The 18,122-nt window shown below is 37.1% G+C and carries 26 protein-coding genes and 1 pseudogene; 5 read left to right on the forward strand and 22 right to left on the reverse strand.

The genetic code is table 11. The features are described from left to right. Window position 1 precedes the first annotated feature (1 nt). The 4 genes from BIV16_RS11835 to BIV16_RS11850 form a co-directional block, all read right to left on the reverse strand. Complete coding sequence (locus BIV16_RS11835; protein WP_330546296.1) at window positions 2-184, reverse strand: hypothetical protein; 183 nt, start codon at window positions 182-184, stop codon at window positions 2-4. A 102-nt stretch (window positions 185-286) separates the two neighbouring features. Continuing rightward, complete coding sequence (locus tag BIV16_RS11840; RefSeq protein ID WP_004070602.1) at window positions 287-481, reverse strand: DUF6462 family protein; 195 nt, start codon at window positions 479-481, stop codon at window positions 287-289. A gap of 436 nt (window positions 482-917) precedes the next feature. Continuing rightward, on the reverse strand, window positions 918-1,157 hold the full coding sequence (locus BIV16_RS11845) for a helix-turn-helix domain-containing protein (protein ID WP_075680335.1): 240 nt from the start codon (window positions 1,155-1,157) through the stop codon (window positions 918-920). After that, window positions 1,141-1,581: an RNA polymerase sigma factor gene (locus BIV16_RS11850; protein WP_075680336.1), complete on the reverse strand. Its 441-nt coding sequence runs from the start codon at window positions 1,579-1,581 to the stop codon at window positions 1,141-1,143. The genes BIV16_RS11845 and BIV16_RS11850 overlap by 17 nt, the downstream gene beginning before the upstream one ends. A 521-nt stretch (window positions 1,582-2,102) precedes the next feature. Between BIV16_RS11850 and BIV16_RS11855 the strand changes: the two genes are divergently transcribed. Further along, window positions 2,103-2,450, forward strand: coding sequence for a helix-turn-helix domain-containing protein (locus BIV16_RS11855; RefSeq protein ID WP_075680337.1), 348 nt, complete (start codon window positions 2,103-2,105; stop codon window positions 2,448-2,450). A 98-nt stretch (window positions 2,451-2,548) separates the two neighbouring features. Here BIV16_RS11855 and BIV16_RS11860 read toward each other — a convergent pair whose 3' ends face one another. Then, window positions 2,549-2,884, reverse strand: coding sequence for a hypothetical protein (locus tag BIV16_RS11860; protein ID WP_075680338.1), 336 nt, complete (start codon window positions 2,882-2,884; stop codon window positions 2,549-2,551). A 169-nt stretch (window positions 2,885-3,053) separates the two neighbouring features. Between BIV16_RS11860 and BIV16_RS11865 the strand changes: the two genes are divergently transcribed. Then, on the forward strand, window positions 3,054-3,311 hold the full coding sequence (locus tag BIV16_RS11865) for a helix-turn-helix domain-containing protein (RefSeq protein WP_075680339.1): 258 nt from the start codon (window positions 3,054-3,056) through the stop codon (window positions 3,309-3,311). 21 nt (window positions 3,312-3,332) lie between these two features. On the opposite strand, the gene BIV16_RS11870 is transcribed toward BIV16_RS11865, so the two are convergent. The 14 genes and pseudogenes from BIV16_RS11870 to BIV16_RS11930 all read right to left on the reverse strand — a co-directional run bounded on the left by BIV16_RS11870 (window position 3,333) and on the right by BIV16_RS11930 (window position 12,154). Then, a complete protein-coding gene (locus tag BIV16_RS11870; protein ID WP_075680340.1) occupies window positions 3,333-3,755 on the reverse strand; it encodes a winged helix-turn-helix domain-containing protein in 423 nt (140 codons plus the stop codon). Between the two features lie 66 nt (window positions 3,756-3,821). Beyond that, window positions 3,822-4,229 (reverse strand): arsenate reductase/protein-tyrosine-phosphatase family protein, encoded by a 408-nt coding sequence (locus BIV16_RS11875; RefSeq protein WP_075680527.1) that lies wholly within the window; start codon window positions 4,227-4,229, stop codon window positions 3,822-3,824. Window positions 4,230-4,424: 195 nt separating this feature from the next. Continuing rightward, window positions 4,425-4,526 (reverse strand): annotated as a pseudogene (locus BIV16_RS15765) (hypothetical protein); the annotation flags it as partial. Then, window positions 4,478-6,217 carry an arsenical pump-driving ATPase gene (gene arsA / locus BIV16_RS11880; protein ID WP_075680341.1) on the reverse strand — a complete coding sequence of 580 codons (1,740 nt, stop codon included), beginning with the start codon at window positions 6,215-6,217 and terminating at the stop codon, window positions 4,478-4,480. The gene arsA and the pseudogene BIV16_RS15765, both read right to left, overlap by 49 nt. Beyond that, on the reverse strand, window positions 6,217-6,591 hold the full coding sequence (arsD, locus tag BIV16_RS11885) for an arsenite efflux transporter metallochaperone ArsD (RefSeq protein ID WP_075680342.1): 375 nt from the start codon (window positions 6,589-6,591) through the stop codon (window positions 6,217-6,219). The genes arsA and arsD overlap by 1 nt, the downstream gene beginning before the upstream one ends. A 16-nt stretch (window positions 6,592-6,607) precedes the next feature. Further along, on the reverse strand, window positions 6,608-6,784 hold the full coding sequence (locus BIV16_RS11890; protein ID WP_159435932.1) for a hypothetical protein: 177 nt from the start codon (window positions 6,782-6,784) through the stop codon (window positions 6,608-6,610). An 11-nt stretch (window positions 6,785-6,795) separates the two neighbouring features. Beyond that, complete coding sequence (arsB, locus tag BIV16_RS11895) at window positions 6,796-7,845, reverse strand: ACR3 family arsenite efflux transporter (protein ID WP_075680343.1); 1,050 nt, start codon at window positions 7,843-7,845, stop codon at window positions 6,796-6,798. Continuing rightward, window positions 7,838-8,200, reverse strand: a complete 363-nt coding sequence (locus BIV16_RS11900; RefSeq protein ID WP_075680344.1) for an ArsR/SmtB family transcription factor — start codon at window positions 8,198-8,200, stop codon at window positions 7,838-7,840. The genes arsB and BIV16_RS11900 overlap by 8 nt, the downstream gene beginning before the upstream one ends. Window positions 8,201-8,292: 92 nt before the next feature. Next, a complete protein-coding gene (locus BIV16_RS11905) occupies window positions 8,293-8,700 on the reverse strand; it encodes a thioredoxin family protein (RefSeq protein ID WP_075680345.1) in 408 nt (135 codons plus the stop codon). Window positions 8,701-8,728: 28 nt separating this feature from the next. After that, window positions 8,729-9,421 (reverse strand): cytochrome c biogenesis CcdA family protein, encoded by a 693-nt coding sequence (locus BIV16_RS11910; protein WP_075680346.1) that lies wholly within the window; start codon window positions 9,419-9,421, stop codon window positions 8,729-8,731. Then, complete coding sequence (locus BIV16_RS11915) at window positions 9,421-9,993, reverse strand: thioredoxin family protein (protein ID WP_075680347.1); 573 nt, start codon at window positions 9,991-9,993, stop codon at window positions 9,421-9,423. Before BIV16_RS11915 ends, BIV16_RS11910 begins: the two co-directional genes overlap by 1 nt. Next, window positions 9,993-10,736: a DUF2703 domain-containing protein gene (locus tag BIV16_RS11920; protein WP_075680348.1), complete on the reverse strand. Its 744-nt coding sequence runs from the start codon at window positions 10,734-10,736 to the stop codon at window positions 9,993-9,995. Before BIV16_RS11920 ends, BIV16_RS11915 begins: the two co-directional genes overlap by 1 nt. Window positions 10,737-10,747: 11 nt before the next feature. Continuing rightward, window positions 10,748-11,755: a permease gene (locus tag BIV16_RS11925; RefSeq protein ID WP_075680349.1), complete on the reverse strand. Its 1,008-nt coding sequence runs from the start codon at window positions 11,753-11,755 to the stop codon at window positions 10,748-10,750. Window positions 11,756-11,845: 90 nt separating this feature from the next. Further along, window positions 11,846-12,154, reverse strand: a complete 309-nt coding sequence (locus BIV16_RS11930) for an ArsR/SmtB family transcription factor (RefSeq protein WP_075680350.1) — start codon at window positions 12,152-12,154, stop codon at window positions 11,846-11,848. A 374-nt stretch (window positions 12,155-12,528) separates the two neighbouring features. Here BIV16_RS11930 and BIV16_RS11935 point away from each other — a divergent pair, with 374 nt between their 5' ends. The 3 genes from BIV16_RS11935 to BIV16_RS11945 all read left to right on the forward strand — a co-directional run bounded on the left by BIV16_RS11935 (window position 12,529) and on the right by BIV16_RS11945 (window position 15,072). After that, window positions 12,529-12,870, forward strand: coding sequence for a MobC family plasmid mobilization relaxosome protein (locus BIV16_RS11935; RefSeq protein ID WP_075680351.1), 342 nt, complete (start codon window positions 12,529-12,531; stop codon window positions 12,868-12,870). Beyond that, window positions 12,819-14,180: a relaxase/mobilization nuclease domain-containing protein gene (locus tag BIV16_RS11940; protein WP_075680352.1), complete on the forward strand. Its 1,362-nt coding sequence runs from the start codon at window positions 12,819-12,821 to the stop codon at window positions 14,178-14,180. Before BIV16_RS11935 ends, BIV16_RS11940 begins: the two co-directional genes overlap by 52 nt. Window positions 14,181-14,250: 70 nt before the next feature. Continuing rightward, on the forward strand, window positions 14,251-15,072 hold the full coding sequence (locus BIV16_RS11945) for a DUF3800 domain-containing protein (protein WP_075680353.1): 822 nt from the start codon (window positions 14,251-14,253) through the stop codon (window positions 15,070-15,072). A gap of 141 nt (window positions 15,073-15,213) precedes the next feature. Here BIV16_RS11945 and BIV16_RS11950 read toward each other — a convergent pair whose 3' ends face one another. The 3 genes from BIV16_RS11950 to BIV16_RS11960 form a co-directional block, all read right to left on the reverse strand. After that, the gene (locus BIV16_RS11950; RefSeq protein ID WP_075680354.1) at window positions 15,214-16,710 is read right to left on the reverse strand and encodes a hypothetical protein; all 1,497 of its coding nucleotides are present in this window, start codon (window positions 16,708-16,710) and stop codon (window positions 15,214-15,216) included. Between the two features lie 24 nt (window positions 16,711-16,734). Beyond that, complete coding sequence (locus BIV16_RS11955; RefSeq protein WP_075680355.1) at window positions 16,735-17,769, reverse strand: hypothetical protein; 1,035 nt, start codon at window positions 17,767-17,769, stop codon at window positions 16,735-16,737. A gap of 142 nt (window positions 17,770-17,911) precedes the next feature. After that, entirely contained in the window at window positions 17,912-18,121 is a 210-nt protein-coding gene (locus tag BIV16_RS11960; protein WP_075680528.1) for a transposon-transfer assisting family protein, read from the reverse strand. Window position 18,122: the final 1 nt, after the last annotated feature.

Genomic DNA, 18,122 nt, shown 5'->3' on the forward strand with positions numbered 1-18,122 from the left:
ACTAACTACTCAAAGGTTTTTCCATTGCATATTGCAAATCAATACCTTTTTGTAGCACCTGCGTTATGGTCATGTCATGTTTGGACGCATATTCTCTAAGTTTTGCGGCTTCTTCCTCTGTCAGTTTCAATCCTATTAAAGTCTTTTTAGGATTTTCCGACTTTGGTCTACCTGTTCTCGCCACAGCATACACCTCCATCCATTTCATATTCATTATACTTTCGGTTAAACCAAAAGTCAACACATTTTTGGTTATACGAAAAATCTTTCTCAAAACTCCAACTACCTATTTCACACGAAATGACTCCAGATATTGGTCAAACACATCAAGGTCAACCAGCACCATTCTGTCTATCTTCAAAATAGCACCTGCGTCTTTCGCAAGAGTCTGAAACTTATTCATTCCCATGCTATACATTTCTGCTCCTTCCTTATATCTGACTAATCTTTTCTTGTTAATTGCCTTTGGTATTCTTTGCATCAATAAGTCCTCCTTAATTTAAGCACACAGTTTTATCTGCTTATAAACAAATAGAATGTGCTTCTACATATTTATAAGCAGATAAAAACTGCATTACAGGTGGCAGGTCATTACTCTGCCCACATCGGTATCGCACCGTCATCCAAATTGACCGGATTTATCCGGAAGTATCATTATCAAAAATATGTATCTTTGCCCCGTGCAACTGCTACACATTTTGCCAGACATCCCTCGCTACTTACCTTAACTTCAATACCAGATTTCAGTATTCCTTCGTATGAACCTTCTCTATAAAAGAAAGCAGGTATCTCTTGGCGTGTCCGCATAGTGGCTCCACATATTCCACACGTCCTGTATGCAATCAATATTCAGTTGTCAAGGTACAGGGTGCATACGCACCGATCAGCGAATGGAAAGGGACACCGCTGACCGACTGCTATGCAACTTCAAAAGCCAATATTTTTGTTATCAGCTTTGTTTCTAATCTGCGACGTAAAGTTTCATCAACACAGTAATGCGGATTCCCGCACTCATCATAGAGCATTCTTGTAGACAGAGCTGCAATATACCCCTCGTAATGTTTCAAAACCTCTTTGATTGCTTCCACATCGCCGGAAGCCGCTGCCGCAATGATATGGTAAGGCAGCAACTTTGAACATTTATTTGATTTCTCCATTCCTGATTCCCTCCATAATCTTTTTTAATGCCTGGAGTGAGCTTACCCGGTGATGATGAATGGTACTTCTGACAAGGTTCATGTGCTTTGCGATCTCCGTATCTGTCATATCCAGAAAAAAAGACAGCAAAATAACATTCCGCTTCTTTTCTGGCAGATACTTCAATGCTTCACTGATCAGCTCGTCCTTTACCTCAATATCATAATCAAGGACACGAAATACCTCTGATTCTGCTATATAATCATCCTCAGTATTCAACCGACTCAACTCCTCCTGCGTTAGTTCCGAGAAAGAAACTTCATGCTTTTGCCGATAGCTTCTTGCCCGTTCATAGTCAATCATTTCATTCTTTAACAGGGTTTTACAAAAGCTGTCAAACTGTTTCCTTATTCTTAACTGCTTTTCGGAAGAAGATTGCTCCATAAGAGTTCACCTCCTTCCGCACCCATTTGGAACAGAGTGAAATATCTCCCTTTCACTCCGTAGCACGAATGGAAATATGAACAGCGTCGAAAAATCGACAACTTTTTGAAAAAAATTTTATGTATATAAAAAACGCCCTTGCAGGTACATACCCACAGGACGTTTCCTATATCCGATATTAAATTTTTACCACACAGTACAAGTGCGTATAGTGCACTTTCAATGATATACTTTGCCACATCTACGAAGATGCGACCTATAAAATTACCTTTCCACGCAAAATGCCGGACAGGTTCCTGATAACATAAAAATATCCTCTAAACTGTTCAGAACACATAACTCTCCCAAACATATTCAAAGGACAAAACAACGTGAAAAAACCTTTGAATACTGCGTTTTTTTATATGCAATATCCAAAGTCCCTACATTCCATTAGTGCATTATACCCCTTTTCTAAAGTGAATTATTAGTGCATTTCCAAACCAAAACGTGCACTATACACTATACATGGAGGTGCATATATGGCTAAAGCTAAGAAAATTGATAAAGACATGGGTTTTCGTCTTAAAAAGGCTAGACTGGATCAAAAGCTGACATACGATGAGTTATCAGAAATGTCCGGTGTTTCCTCAAGGTATATCAAGGAAATTGAAAATCATGGCAATATTCCAAGCCTTGAAAAATTGGGGCAACTGATTCGTGCATTACATATCTCCGCTGATCCTTTCTTTTATCCGGCAGCTCCAACTGACAATTTGGATTATCAAAGGCTGCTGGTCTATCTCTCACAATGTACGGAAGAACAGATAACAACGATTCTTGCCATTGTGGAAGCCTATCTTCGGACATATAACAAACCCACAAATTAGAATAGCAGAAAGATTTTGATTTTAACTTGATTGTTTCTGAATTATTCTGGAGAAAAACAGGGTGGAAGTTCCATGATTGGACGCTCCACCCTGCTTACTTATTTCATTATTGTATTCAATAACTCTTTTACCTTAACACTCTCTTTAACAATCCCAAGTCCGGCAAATATCTGTACTGCATCTACGATACCCTGATAATAGGCTCTCTGTTGTTCCTGAAAGTGTGCATGGTCTACAATATCCATATAATTTTCTAAAAAATTTCTCTGCTCTGCTGAAAGCTCAGATAAGAATTTTTCATATTCCCGGTTTGCTTTTTTCAGTTCCTTATCAGCTTTCTTTGTTTCCTCTGTCTGTATGGAATACTCCCGTTCGCCTGCATCGCTTCGAAGCTCCTCAAAAACATCAGATAATCTTTCAAATACTTCATTCATTTTGTGTCCACCTTTCTCTAAATAAGTATTGCATTTTACAGGCAGTATTATCAATCCTAAAATTTCTTACAACAATATTTTTCTGTACTTCATCTTTAGAAGTATATTATCAAGATTATTCCGTAAAATCAATCATGTGACACTTCATCTTTAGAAAGTTGGTGATGATATGAAAATTTACTGGAATAAAGAAAGCAATTCCAAAAATCTGATAGGTCAGAGAGTAAAGGAATTGCGTACAGAAAGGCAGCTATCGCAAAAAGCACTGGCAGAACAGCTCCAGCTTGCCGGATATGAATTTAGCGATTTGACCGTATTACGAATAGAACAAGGGACACGCTTTGTACCGGATTATGAAGTGGTTGCCCTTGCTGAATATTTCCAAGTATCATGTGAATATCTTTTAGGTGTCGGAAACGAAAAATAAGCAGTGATCTGTATTTCTTCTTTACAGACCGCTGCTTAAATTTTTGTTGAAACGATACCCAACTCCCCAGACCGTCTGTATATAAATTGGTTTACTAGGATTATCTTCTATCTTCTCTCTGAGATTCCGAATATGGCTCATTACGATATTATAATCTCCAAAATATGGCTCTTTCCAAACATTATCGTAAATTTGCTCCTTACTAAATATTCTACCCGCATTTTGAGCAAGCAATAAAAGGATTTCAAATTCTGTAAAAGTTAATTTTATTTCTTTATCCTTTTTCGTTACAGTACGCCTATATATATCTATCTCTAATTCACCATATCTCTGCACGTCCTTCGTACCATCAAATACTTGCAACGATTCAACTTGAGTATTAACATATTCTACCATATTTTGAAATAACTCTTTTTCGTCATCTTCAAAGGTTAATATCAACATTTTCCCATACTGACCACCACCTTTTATCCACCTTGTACATAATATCAATGAATCACTCAAAGCTGATTATTGGCTCAATTTGTTCTTTAATTTCAAGATATTTTCCTCAATTTTCCTAATCGTCTCCTCAAACACTTCATCACTCTGTCCTGAAGGATCGTCTAATCCCCAATTTTCTGCATACTGACTTGGAACATTTGGACAGCTTACATTACATCCCATAAAAATCACCACATCCGGTTCTGGAATATCTGTAACCAACTTGTTATACTGTGTCTGCTCCATATCTATTCCATGCAATTTTTTCATCATACGAACTGCATCTTGATTGATGTGGTCTTTCAGTTCTGTTCCTCCCGAATAACTTTCAAAAACGTCAGAAGCCAGCTTTTTTCCCAATGCTTCTGCAATCTGACTACGGCAGGAATTGTGTACACAGACAAATGCTACTTTAGGTTTTCCCTCACACTCAATCTCCGGCTTATAGGTTTCGTAGTCATAATCAATGTTCAATGTGCCATCATCACCATAATAATGAATTGCTCCCATTGGACATTTGTTTTCACATCCATGACAGCCATGCACACAACCATTCCCATAAACCACTTTCGGTTTATGAGTATCTTCATCCGGCTTATACACACCATGTTTACACATATCATTGCAGACCATACAGCCTACACATTTATCATAATCTATAACAGGATACCATCCTTTGCTCATTATAGTACCTCCAATAATTTTTCTCCTTTTATCTGCTCGCCACTCCATGCAATAACTGCAAATTTACCGTTTGTGTGTTGCTCTACCCGGTTAATCCATTCCACTTCACTTGACGCCTTTGTTTTTAACAAAGAATTTGAAATTTTTGCCTTACTAAATGATTGGTTGATTACCCACCAGTTCACATCAAGATTTGCACGCTCCAAATCTTCCTCCAAACGCAGAGCTTCATATACAGGTGTTGCTTCTGGTAGCGTTACGATGATCACTTCCGTTTCAGCACTCTTTAATCTTGGCAGAAGTTTTTTAACAGCTTCCAGTGTTTCACCCTTTGTCCTTTGGATTTCTTTATCATAACTTTCTGTCGATTCCAACAAAAGCAGGGTGTGCCCTGTCGGGGCGGTATCAATGACAACAATCTCATCATCCGCCTTTTCCACTATCTCGGCAAATGCACGAAATACTGCGATCTCCTGCGTACATGGTGAACGCAAATCTTCCTCAATATAGGCAATATCCTCATCCGACATATGATTCTCTTTTGCCTTATCAAGAACCTCTGTCTGATATTTCTTCAATTCTACCGCTTCATCAATATGGCTCATTGTAATTCCATCTGCTTCATTCAATACGAAATTAAGATGTGCCGCAGGATCAGTAGTCGCTAAATGTACTTTTTTACCTCTTTGGGAAAGTCCCATTGCAATCGCCGCCGCTATCGTTGTTTTTCCTACACCGCCTTTTCCCATTGTAAAGATGACTTTTTTATTATTTTTATCTAAATCATCTACAATCTTACCGAGAGAGAAAAACTGTTCTACCTGGACTTTCTTATTCGTCTGTACATATTTATCTTCTGTCAGCATTGCTCTCACATTATCAAGTCCTGTAATGTTATAAGCACGAAGCGGTATTTTATACTGTGTCAGGCTCTTTAATTCTTCTGGCATTCCATCTAAGGCTGCCTGCTGTTTGCTGAAAAACATTTCTGATAACTCATCATCATATTCTGCAAGTACACCGTTGATAATAAGTGCCTGATTTTTGATTCCCAATTCAGAAAGCTCGGCAGATGCTCTCCTTGCTTCCTTTAATGGTGCTTCTTCCGGTCTTGTTACAAGCAATAAAGTTGTATGCTTTGCATCAGCAAGTGTTTCCACTGCCTTTTTATATACTGCCTTTTTACTCTCCAAACCGGACAGTTGCCCCAAACAGGAAGCTCCATGTGTGCTTTCACTAATAAAGTTGCTCCATGCTGAAGGAAGTTGGAGCATTCTTAATGTATGACCTGTTGGTGCTGTATCGAAAATAATATAATCATACTGATTCTGTATCTCATCATCCGTAATAAAATTTGAGAACTCATTAAAAGCTGCAATCTCAATCGTGCAGGAACCCGAAAGCTGCTCCTCCATATTTTTGATAACTGCATCCGGCAATTTACCTCTATATGGTGCAATTACACTTTCCCTATATTCAGCCGCTGCTTCGATAGGGTTCAGATTGGCTACCACAAGACCAGGAACTTCCGGTATTGCAACTCCTTTATTATCAAGTTCCATTGAAAATACATCCTGTAAGTTAGAAGCAGGATCTGTGCTGATTAACAACACTTTTTTTCCCGCATCAGCCAATGAAACAGCCGTAGCACAAGCAGTAGATGTCTTTCCTACACCACCCTTTCCTGTATAAAAAAGGTATTGTGTCAATTTCATATTCTGCGGAGAGAAACTTTCCATCAGCAGCAACCTCCTTTACAACAGCAGCCATTTGTTTTTTTATCCTGCTCTGAAACTCCAAGTACATCTGCCGACAGTCCAAGCCACTCTGTAAATTCCTCATTTGACGGATAGTGACCAATCGCTCTAATTTCTCCTTCTACCAAAATAACAGGCAACTTATCTACACCATACCGATTTATAAAATCATTCACAACCTTATTGTCTACAAACGCCTGTGGCGCATTGGAAAGATTGAAACGCTCTACGATAATACCTTTTTCTTTCAGAGTATTCAGTACCGTCGAGATACGCAGTAATTCCGGATCGACACCTACTCCACAAAGTCCTGTTGCACAGCACATAGCTGGTTCAAATATTTCCATTTTATTCATAATTACAACTCCTTTTCTATTTTGACATACCATTCATATCACTGAAACTAAAACAACTATCTGCATTATCTGATGTTCCATTCATATTTATTATTGAATATCTATCTTTTGCATTATTCATGTTATTTATAGAGTAAACGCTGTTATCATCACTTTTTCCATTCAAATTTTCCCATGAAATCTTATTATTCATCCGTATACCTCCTAGTCAAACCATTTTTTTGTTTGATTAGCAATCTTTACAAGTAACAACATAACCGGAACTTCCGTAAGCACCCCAACTGTTGTTGCCAAAGCCGCAGAGGAAGTTGTTCCAAAAAGTGCAATCGCTACTGCAACTGCAAGTTCAAAGAAATTGGAAGCACCTATCATTCCTGCTGGTGCTGCCACATCATGTGGCAATTTCAAAATCTTACAAGCCACATATGCAATCGCAAATATCAAACAGGTCTGTATGATAAGTGGCACAGCAATCAAAATAATATGAAGCGGATTTGACAATATTACCTCTGTCTGAGAAGCAAATATAATAATCAGGGTAAGTAATAACCCGACAGTCGTTGCATTGTCAAACTTATGGATAAAAGTATCCTCAAAATACTCCTGCCCCTTACTCTTAATAACACCCACTCTTGTTACGATTCCTCCAACCAAAGGAATTACAACAAACAGAAATACACTAAGGAACAACGTGCTGTATGGCACTGTTACATTTGAAACACCAAGCAAAAACTTCACAATAGGTACAAATGCAACCAGAATAATCAAATCATTTGTTGCCACCTGTACCACTGTATAAGCCGGATTGCCGTTAGTCAGTGTACTCCAGACAAACACCATAGCAGTACAGGGAGCTGCTCCTAAAAGCACTGCCCCTGCAAGATATTCCGTTGCCAGCTCCGGTGCAATCAGTCCTTTAAACACTGTAAACAGAAATACAGAAGCAATCGCATACATGGTAAATGGCTTAATCAACCAGTTTACAATCCATGTAACAAACAATCCTTTCGGGTTTTTTCCTACCTGTTTTACGCTTTGAAAATCGACTTTCATCATCATTGGATAAATCATAACCCAAATTAGGATTGCAATCGGTATGGATATTCCTGCAATTGAAAGTTCATCAAGGAACGCAGGGACAGCCGGAAGAAATTTTCCGATCAATACCCCTACTACCATACACAAAATTACCCATACTGTAAGATACTTTTGAAAAATGCTGATTCCATTACTTTTTTTTACATTTTTACTCATGCTTACTCACTCCTTTACTATGATCACAGGAACATAGTTTTCTTGCTTTATTTTTGTCACTGGCTTCCCTATCGCTCTGAAAAGTTGGCAGTTTCTTCAATCCGTCCAAGAGATACAGCCACAATTCCTTATGCTCCTGCTGAAATGCCAAGCTAATGCGATAATACGTCCATAGTGCATCTTTCCTGCTTTCTACAATTCCACACCTTTTTAATACTGTCAGGTGTCGTGAAACATTGGACTGTGTAAGATTAAGCGTTACCTCTATTTCACAAACACATAATTCTGTATCAATCAGGATTGAAAGAATCCTAAGCCTGCTTTCCTCTGAAAGTGCTTTAAATATCTCTGTCAAAATATCCCTCCTTATTCGTATATGCTCATTTACTCATATAGTATGCTAAAAATGTGCCGTTTGTTACAAACGGCAACACTTTTTATAAATTTTTAGTATCCAAGTTTATGCAATAATTTTTCTACATCTGCTACCTTAAGTACCTTTCCCATAGAAACAACTTTCTCATTGACAACCAAACCCGGCATACTCATAACACCATATCCCATGACTTTCTCCAGATCGGTAATGTATTCTACTTCTACAGACAGACCTGTATTTTTTACTGCTTCTTTTGTATTCTCGTATAGCTCATGACAGGACTTGCAACCGGAGCCAAGTACCTTGATACTTACCAAAGAATCTCCCACATCATTACAGCAACAGTTTTCCGTTTCTGCATCCGCAGGGTTACTACCACAACAGCAACAGCTTTCTTCCTTTGTTTCCTCTACAGGTGCATTGCACGCACAGGCAGGCTCCTGTTCTTCTTTCTTCTTTCCAAAATTAAATAATCCCATTTTAAAGTCCTCCTAAATTATATTTTTATTAAAATGCTAACCAGAACATATAAAGTCCAATCAGCAAAATGGTTGTTCCCATTACAATCTTTAATGCGATTCCCACTTTGTTATACTTCTCATTACTACTGATTTTCTTAACAAAACTAATGGAAGTCCCTGCCACAATTACTAATGCACTGTGTCCGATAGAATATAGGAACATCAGCAAGATGCCCCAAATCAAGTTTCCTTTCCCCGCTACAATAGCAAGCAAAGCAATCAATACAGGTGTGGAACAAGGAGAAGAAAAAACACCACCCAATACTCCGGCAATAAATGCTCCAATAATCCCCTTTGCCTTACTCTTGGATAACAGATTTATGGAAGGAATAATCTGAAATATCTCCCATGTCTGTAAAGCCATAAGTACCATCAATACACCAAGCACCAAATACCAAATCTGTGAAGAATTACCCATTAGTTTTCCTGCCGATGTAGCAATCAGCCCCAAAGTAATAAATGTTACTGCTGTTCCCAATGCAAAAATTACAGAGTACCTAAAAGCTTTTTTTGTATTCTTCTCGCCGACACCTCCCACATAGCCAATAATCAGAGGAATGTTGGAGAGGGCGCAAGGAGTAAATGATGTTAATACACCGGCTAAAAGTGCCAGAAGCGGGGCAATCCACATATTACTTTGGATAGACTGGGCAATCTGATTTAACCATGTGTCAACCATTATTCTACCCCCATTTCCTTTAATATCTTACGAAATTGTTCTTCCGTCAATCCCCCTTGATGAACTGTAAAAACGTGTTCCCCACTTTTTCTGTCACTATACATCACAAATTCTATTTCCTGCTGTAATTCATCACTTGGAACAAATGGTGTCCCCTCTGCATTGAATAACACTTGCGTTGGAATAACCTGAACTGGTACATTGCCCGCTGCATCCTGGTATTTCCATACATCTGTAAACTTGATAAACGCTTTTCCTGCAAATTCTTCATTCATTGCTTCCAACACAGGAGCCATCTCTTTACATGGAATGCAACTGTCAGAACCATAGTCTGCGATTATCGGCAGCCCATATTCTGATAAACTTGCAAAATCAATCTGCTCAGTTGCATTCAAGGAAAAATCTGCACTCTGCAATTCTTCCGGAATATCCTGCACCTGTTCATCACGATTTTGATTATCTACTATATTTTCTTTTTCTGATGAGTTTTTAATAACCCACATACCCACAACAACCGCAACGATCATAAGTGGTACAATTATTTTTAATATTAATTTCTTTTTTTCTTTCACTAACAACTACCTCCACAAGAGGTCGTGTTATCACACTTTTTTTCCTTGCCGTTATAAAAACGTTTGAGATTCTCAGGAAGTACATAAGTATCACAGGAATAAACCTGCTGAAGATTCAGATTATCTAAAATTGCACTTGCCAGCATCTCTTTCGTTGGTACTGTATATGTCTTACCCTGATATTTAAACACCCGGCAATCTACATCTGTGCCAGCAATATCACTACAGCATCCACAATCTGACTCTAAAACACTTCCGAATATATCCTGTCCATTGACAAGAATTGTAGGGGAAGAAACGAAATGATACTGCTCCGCAATCTGTGCGGTTGTCATTTCATGCTTCTGATAATCAACTGTATATCCTGCCAGTTCTAATGCCGGACGGAGAACTTCCACCACTTCATCTAAAACAGTATCCGTACCGATACAGCGTTCACAGATATTCAAATCAAGATACAAATACTCAATACTCAATTTTTTGCAAGATTCTGTATCCGACTCAGAAGAACAGCAACAGTTTGACGCCGCACTCATATTGCCAGTATCTCCAACATAAGAGATTGCGCCAGACGGACATTTTTTCTGACAACCATGACAATGGTCTATACAGTTATCTGGATTAACTACCACTGGGACTGGGAATTTACTCTTGTCATAAACACCATGAGGACAAAAGTTCACACAAGTACCACACTCTACACAAGTTAAAATATCTACAACAGGATACCATTTTTTTACCATATTCTACCTACCTAAATTAACAAATACTGAAACGCATTGAAGAAATATCCAACAATGATAATTCCTATCGTGCAGATTGCAATAAATATTCCTAACAGCTTCGGTTTTACTGCTTTCTTTAACATAATCATCGACGGCAGAGAAAGTGTGGTAACACCCATCATAAAGGAAAGTACAACACCTAACCTTGCACCTTTAGCAAGCAGAGCTTCCGCAATCGGAATACATCCAAATATATCTGCATACATCGGTACTCCGGCAATCGTGGCAATAATAACTCCAAATGGATTGCCTGTACCTAATACCTTGACAATGATCTCCTCCGGTATCCAATTATGAATAAATGCGCCAATGCCAACACCAACAAGTACATACGGAGCCACCTTTTTTGCTGTCGAAACAACTTGTTCCCACGCATATTTCAGACGATCTTTTTTTGTAAGTTCTTCCTGCGGAACATCTATGGATTTACCATTCCGAATAAATTCCTCTACCTGATTTTCCAAGTGCATTTTTTCGATTAAAGTTCCGCCAGCAACCGCAATAACAAGACCGACAACCACATACACAATAGCTACTTTCCAACCAAAGATACTCATAAGGAGTACAAGCGAACCTAAATCCACCATAGGGGACGATATGAGGAATGAAAACGTAACACCTAAAGGAAGTCCCGCACTGGTAAACCCTATGAATAATGGTATTGATGAACAGGAACAGAACGGAGTTACTGTTCCTAGAAGGGCAGCTATGATATTCGCCCATATTCCCTTAAATCTCCCTAATATTTTCTTGGTTCTCTCCGGTGGAAAATAACTTTGAATATAGGAAATCATCAAAATCAGGAAGCCAAGCAGTACCATGATTTTTATTGTATCATAGATAAAAAACTGTATGCCTCCACCCACCTTACCACTTGTGTCTAGTCCGGCTGCTTCCAGACCACTGCCAATGAGTCTGTTCAGCCATTTCATTCCTAAAACTTCATTCTGGAAAAAATCCCAAATATTTTTTAACATGACACTTCTCCTTTCATTCATGTATCTAAATATTCAAATCTTTCTATATTTAATGCAAACAATTAGTCGTGCAAAAAAGTTCATTAAGAACTACCCTTTACAACACGACTTTTCTTCTGTTCCACCCGAATGATTTGCAAAGTAATCTAAGCATTCTCTAATTTCTTCTAAACCTTTATCAGAAATAGAATAGTGCATCCACTTGCCTTCTTTTCTTCCAACGACAACTCCTGAATCACATAATATTTTCATATGATGTGATAATGTCGGCTGGGTAATCTGCATTTCTTCCAAGATACTGCAAGCACACCTTTCTCCATCTCGTAGCAGCTCTAAAATCTGCAATCTATTCTCATCGCAAAATGCTTTAAACATTGCCGCCATTTTTTTATTATCCATAATTGCACCTCCATTCATTGAAGTTTATCTATGTGTAATTATAACATCGCATTGAAGTTTGTCAATATGTTTTTTTGCTTTTTCATCTCTAAAAACTAGATTAGCAAGCACTGCCCCTGTCATGACACATGGGCTGAAATTAACTTTTATGCCACAAGCATAACCCGTAAATTTCCATAGGGAAGTATCCCTAACCCTCTTTGAATTTTCTTTCAATTCCTGCCGGAAGTTCTTGACCTTTCCTTTTGCTTTTGCTACAATTTTTCTTGGATAATTCTATCCAAAAATCGAATACACTTTGAAACAAACTGTTGTAAAACATCGAACATTTTACAGCAGTTTTTTTGTACCCAAAAAAGGAAGGAGTTAAAGAAATGGCAAACAGAAAACGCACTAATCCGGTGCAATTCTATCTCGATGATGACGAGCAGTATATCCTGGACGAGAAGTTCAGAGTATCAGGCATGAAAAGCAAGTCCGCCTTCTTACGAAAGCTCATTTTGTATGGCTATGTCTATGACGTGGATTACAGTTATCTAAGAAATTATAATACGGAGCTTGGACGTATCAGCTCAAATTTGAACCAAATTGCCAAGCGGGTAAACAGCACCGGAAACATTTATCAGGAAGATATGGACGAAGTAAAGGAGTTGATGAATGAGGTATGGCGTACACAAAAATCCATGCTATCAAAGCAACCGTTGATAAAGCGATAGACTACATCTGCAACCCCGAAAAGACCGATGAAAAAATGTTCGTTTCTTCTTATGCCTGTTCTCCGGAAACCGCAGCTTATGACTTCAAATATACTCTCGACCACTGCCGGGAAAACAGTCCCAACAAAGCCTATCATCTGATACAGGCTTTTGCTCCGGGAGAGGTTGGTTTTGAAGAAGCACACCGCATTGGAAAGGAACTTGCAGATAAACTTTTAGAGGGGAAATATTCGTATATTGTAACCACCCATATTGACAAAGGACACGTTCATAATCACATCATTTTTTGCGCTGCTGACAACATCGAACACAACAAATATCACGACTGCAAACAGTCCTATTACCACATCCGGAATCTGAGTGATGAGCTGTGCAAGGAACACAATCTTTCCGTCATCATTCCGGGTGCGCAGCGTGGCAAAAAATACAAAGAATGGCAGTCCGACCAGAACGGTTCTGCATGGAAAACGCAGATCAGAAAGGACATCAATTTCTGCATCAAGTCGGCTTCCACTTACGAAGAATTTCTGCTTCTGATGAGAGCCAAAGGGTATGAAATCAAAGGGGAAACTTTTGAAGAAGGAGCTGCCAAATACATCTCATTCCGCCCTCTGGATAAAGAGCGTTTTGTGCGTGGCAGTGCGAAGTCTTTGGGTAAAGAATACACAAAGGAACGTATCAGGGAACGCATCGAAAGGAAACGGGAACGAAAGGCAGTGATCCAGAAAAAAGACTACTCTGCCCGCAGGCTCATTGACACCTCTGACGAAAAATTTCAGAACAGTCCGGGACTTCAAAGGTGGGCTGCCATTGAGAATTTAAAGACTGCCGCACAGAGCTATAATGAAGTCGGCTCCCTTGCAGAACTGGAACACAAAATTGCGGTGAAAACCGAAGCCGGAAAGTCTGCAAAACAGAGCGTGGTAGAACTGGAACACCGTATCAAAGACCTTGCGGAAATCATCAAATATGCACAGCAGTACAAAGACAACCGCTCCTATCATATTGGCTACAAAAAAGCCAAGAACCCTGACGCATATTTCCGCAAATTTGAAAGTCAGATTATTCTTTATGGCGGTGCCAGACGTATGCTTGAACAGGCGGGCATAAACTTAAAGGGCTTGAATGTCGATAAATTAAAAGCTGAGTACCAGGAACTGATGAAGCAGAAAAGCGAGCTGACTTTCACCTATAAAGATTGTGAAAAGGAAGTGCGTGAGCTGAAACGGAAACAGGAAAATCTCAATCAGTATCTTGGGAAAAATATGCCCACTACTCAAGACATAAAGAACAGGCAACAATCTCTATAAATTTGGTAGTATGTTAACCCATTTTATAGTATAATCAATTCACTACTTAACAAAGGAGCAATCTATTCATATGCTTACATTCATAGACGAAAGTGGATACCCTCGCCCTACAGATTCAACCAAGAATCCTATCCTGCTTGGTGTCTGTATCCATGAGAATGATATTAAACCGATCACAAATCAGATATACAAATTAAAAGATTCCATTTACGGAAAACAGGACGAAATAAAGTCTACAAAACTAATTCGTGAAGCAACTATTACTAAGAATCGTACAAATAATAAAGCGTATGTTGAAGGCATGGTGGACATCATTACCTCTTATGACGCTGCTATTTTTGCCATAATTATGGACAAGCCAGATGAACCAATTATTGTTCCAGATAATCATCTTCCAAAGCAGTATTACCTCCTTTTAAAAAAGGTTGAATTTTACTGTAACCATCATCACTATGGCAAGGCAATGATGATATTTGACGAGGTACACGAAGACGCTGATCGGAAAATTGCCGAAGCAATTACTGGTTTTTTATTCAAAACTAAATTCGGGCGTTCTTTCCATCACATATTAGAAATGCCCTTGTTTGTCAGCTCCGCTGTAACTCCTGCAGTACAGTTCGCTGATATATTTGCTGGTATCGTGAGACATTATTATGAAAATGAACTTGACCAAATAGAACCGGAAACAGAATTTCAGGAATGGCTTGTAGAGCTTTTTACCAAATTACATAATCTTACAGAAAATAACTTCATCCCTAAATCACATTATCTGGAGTATGGATTTCAGAAAATGGGTAAAAACTTCTCCTATCCTGTAAGTGAAAAATTTACTACTTCCGATAATGATGAAAACCTTTTAGGTGAAGATATTTCTAATGATTTATCTGAATAATTTTTTGTTTGACTTCATACAAATATGGTGTATAATATTATTAGAGTCATATGTTGTTCCGTCCTGGAGCTGCGTAGGACTCGTAATATTAACAAAAGTGTCGCACTTGCAGTTTAGCAAGTGCGATTTTCTTTTATAAAATTAAAACATCTTTTTTATATTTTGCATAAATAAATCTAATTCCTTTCCTATAACCTGATAAGTTGGATTACTACTCAAATATTCAACTATAAGCAATGCTGCAATTAAAAAAACAATCCAAACACCTAAATATAATTTTTCTGATTTGCTTATGGTTTTTTTCATTTTATTCAGACCTTCATCGTTACCAAATGTCTCTAACAAATCATCTTCCGTCAAAATATCCTTATAATTCAATTTCAATTGTTCGTAGCTTTCATATACCTTTTCTATTTCATAACGTGATTGAAAATAGCATATAAATAAGTATACAAATGAACCTGCCAAAACACATTCAACCAATACTGTAATTTCTCTTGTAAAAAGATTATTCAATGGTTGATCGGAAACGATATTTGCCAATATAACAGAAAAAATAAAACCAAAAATAGCAATAAGATTTGATTTAAATTTATCTAATAAACTTGTCGCATATTCCCCTGTTTTCGATACTATATCACTTATGAACTCAGCCACCTTATTCTTTAACTCCAAATAGTCTTTTACGTTATCTTTCAAATACATATTATAATTAGACTGTATTGAAGCCATAACTTTATCATCAATTTCTATTATAGAAACATACTTGCAATGTAAACTAATAACATTTCTAGCTATTATCGCCTTGTCTATTGGACTACCATCTGTATATATCCAATTATATATTCTATATAATACTTTATTGTCCGGAATATTATTTATATCGCAACAATATTCCATTGTACGCTGTCCATTTATGATGCCTTTTAACTGCCTTCCATTTATTGATGAAGAAGTGGCAATAAAACTAATAGATAATAGCATTGTAATTTTCTGAAATAACTCAGTTAGTGGATTACTTTCATAATTAATTGTTATTTTAAAATCATCTGGTAGTACTTCATAGGTGTCAAAATTATAAAAATATGAAACTTCTTTGCAACTCTCCATTCTCTGTTTTCTATTGAATTCTGAATTTGTAATCTGGCTCCTATATGGTACAAAAAACATTGTTTTTGTAGCAAACATTGTCATCGGACTGTAAACATCAAAAACCAAAAACGTTGATACCTGACTCAATAGACCAGAAAAAGCTATCATAACTTGTTCTATTGATAACATTAAAATATCTTTTACAAACTCATCATACGAATAAATAGAAAAATGATTTTCCTCTACTTTTTTATCAATGCGCAACTTAACATTAATAGTTTCATCATCAAGTGTATTTTTTAAAAATGTTTTATACTCTTCCTCTCCTTCTGTTTTTGAGGAAGAAACCTCAAAAATCCTCTCATTTTCATCTTGTAAAGTTATCTTAATATTATCCCTTTTGGGAATAAAATTGATTATATTAAAAAAATAACTATAATCTGGCGCATTATTTAAATCAAAATTAAAAGAGGCTTCATACACTTTCATTCTTTCGGAAACAATTATATCTCTTATTTCTGCCAAACTAAGTAACTCTGCAAGCATACTTCTACACCTCCTTTTATTTTATCATTCATCTGAAAAAAGTTTATATGTCAGATCATTATCCGTTTTAATCCTTATATATCTATTTCCATCTGGTTCCCTATATGCCTTAATTGTATCGCCAAAATCATCTATAGCATCCGTTATTTTTAATTGAACTCCTTGGCAGACATCATACACTTTTCTAATACGAGCATTGATAACTGATGATACTGTATTAAACTGTTTATCAAATTTATGTTTTTCTGGTAATTCTCTTATCTTTTCAATTACTTTGTCCATCTTTTCTTGATCTAATTCTACCGGATGATAACTCTCCAATGTATTTTGTATCATGGTATCATAATCTATATAATCATTGGACTTAAAATATGCTATCAAAGAATTTCTGAGTAATGTATGATCTCTAGGCGCAATATTCTTTACATTTCTATTTAATGCACTATCTATTGCACGAAATGCTTTGTCTGTGTTTGTTTCATCACTCACAACTTGGTCTAACTCTAAAAAATTATCATACCAATATTTTGCAACTGTATTAGAATAAACCTTTGCCGAATAACTATCAGCGTTTAAATTATCAATTTCAAAAATACAAGACTTCCAAAGTTTTTTCATATCTTTTGAAAAACCAGATTTAAAACTAAAATCAGAATCATCCACAAAATCTGTATGTTCTACTTTTGCAAGCAGATACGTATACTTGTCCTTGTCCTCATCGTATAATAAAGCTTGTATTAAGCTGCCTTTTTGTACATTTGTATTCATATGCACAACAGTAGTTTGTGCCTCTCTTTCTTTTAAAAGTAATCTCTGTGCAATAAAATCAATTTTTCCTGTCACATATTCCTCGTCAATTTGATTTCTGACTATATCTAAAATACAACTTATGACTTCAGTATTAGCTGAACGAGTTTTATATTCACGAATAGAAGTATTACCATTTATATAAGTAATCAATTGACTTACATATTCAGAAAATGTCTCTGGAGTTTCTCTAACATATACAGCATTATTCTCATAATCAATAATTCTAATGGTTTTAATTACTATTTCCATGTGTAACCCTCCTACTGATATTTTTTATCATTATATCACATATTATTAAAGTCACAAACATAATCTTAATGATACATTTTAGTAGCTCTCAATATGTTCTGCAATAAAGGCAGCCAGCAATACCGCCAACTGCCTATCCTACCTACATTTCTTCTGCCGCTTCCAAAGATACTTCTGCAAATTCCTCATCGGTCATGCTCCGGAGTTTTCCCAAGACCTGCTCAGCAAGCTCCACCATATCGCTGTCCTTTATGTGCGGCATTACCTGTCTGATGTTCTCAAGCATCTGCGTCCTGTCCTGTGTCTCAAATACACACATGAAATTGATTTCTTCTACTGTAAATTTACTCATC

Origin of the sequence: Roseburia sp. 831b (assembly GCF_001940165.2) — a bacterium.
GTDB lineage: Bacteria > Bacillota > Clostridia > Lachnospirales > Lachnospiraceae > Roseburia.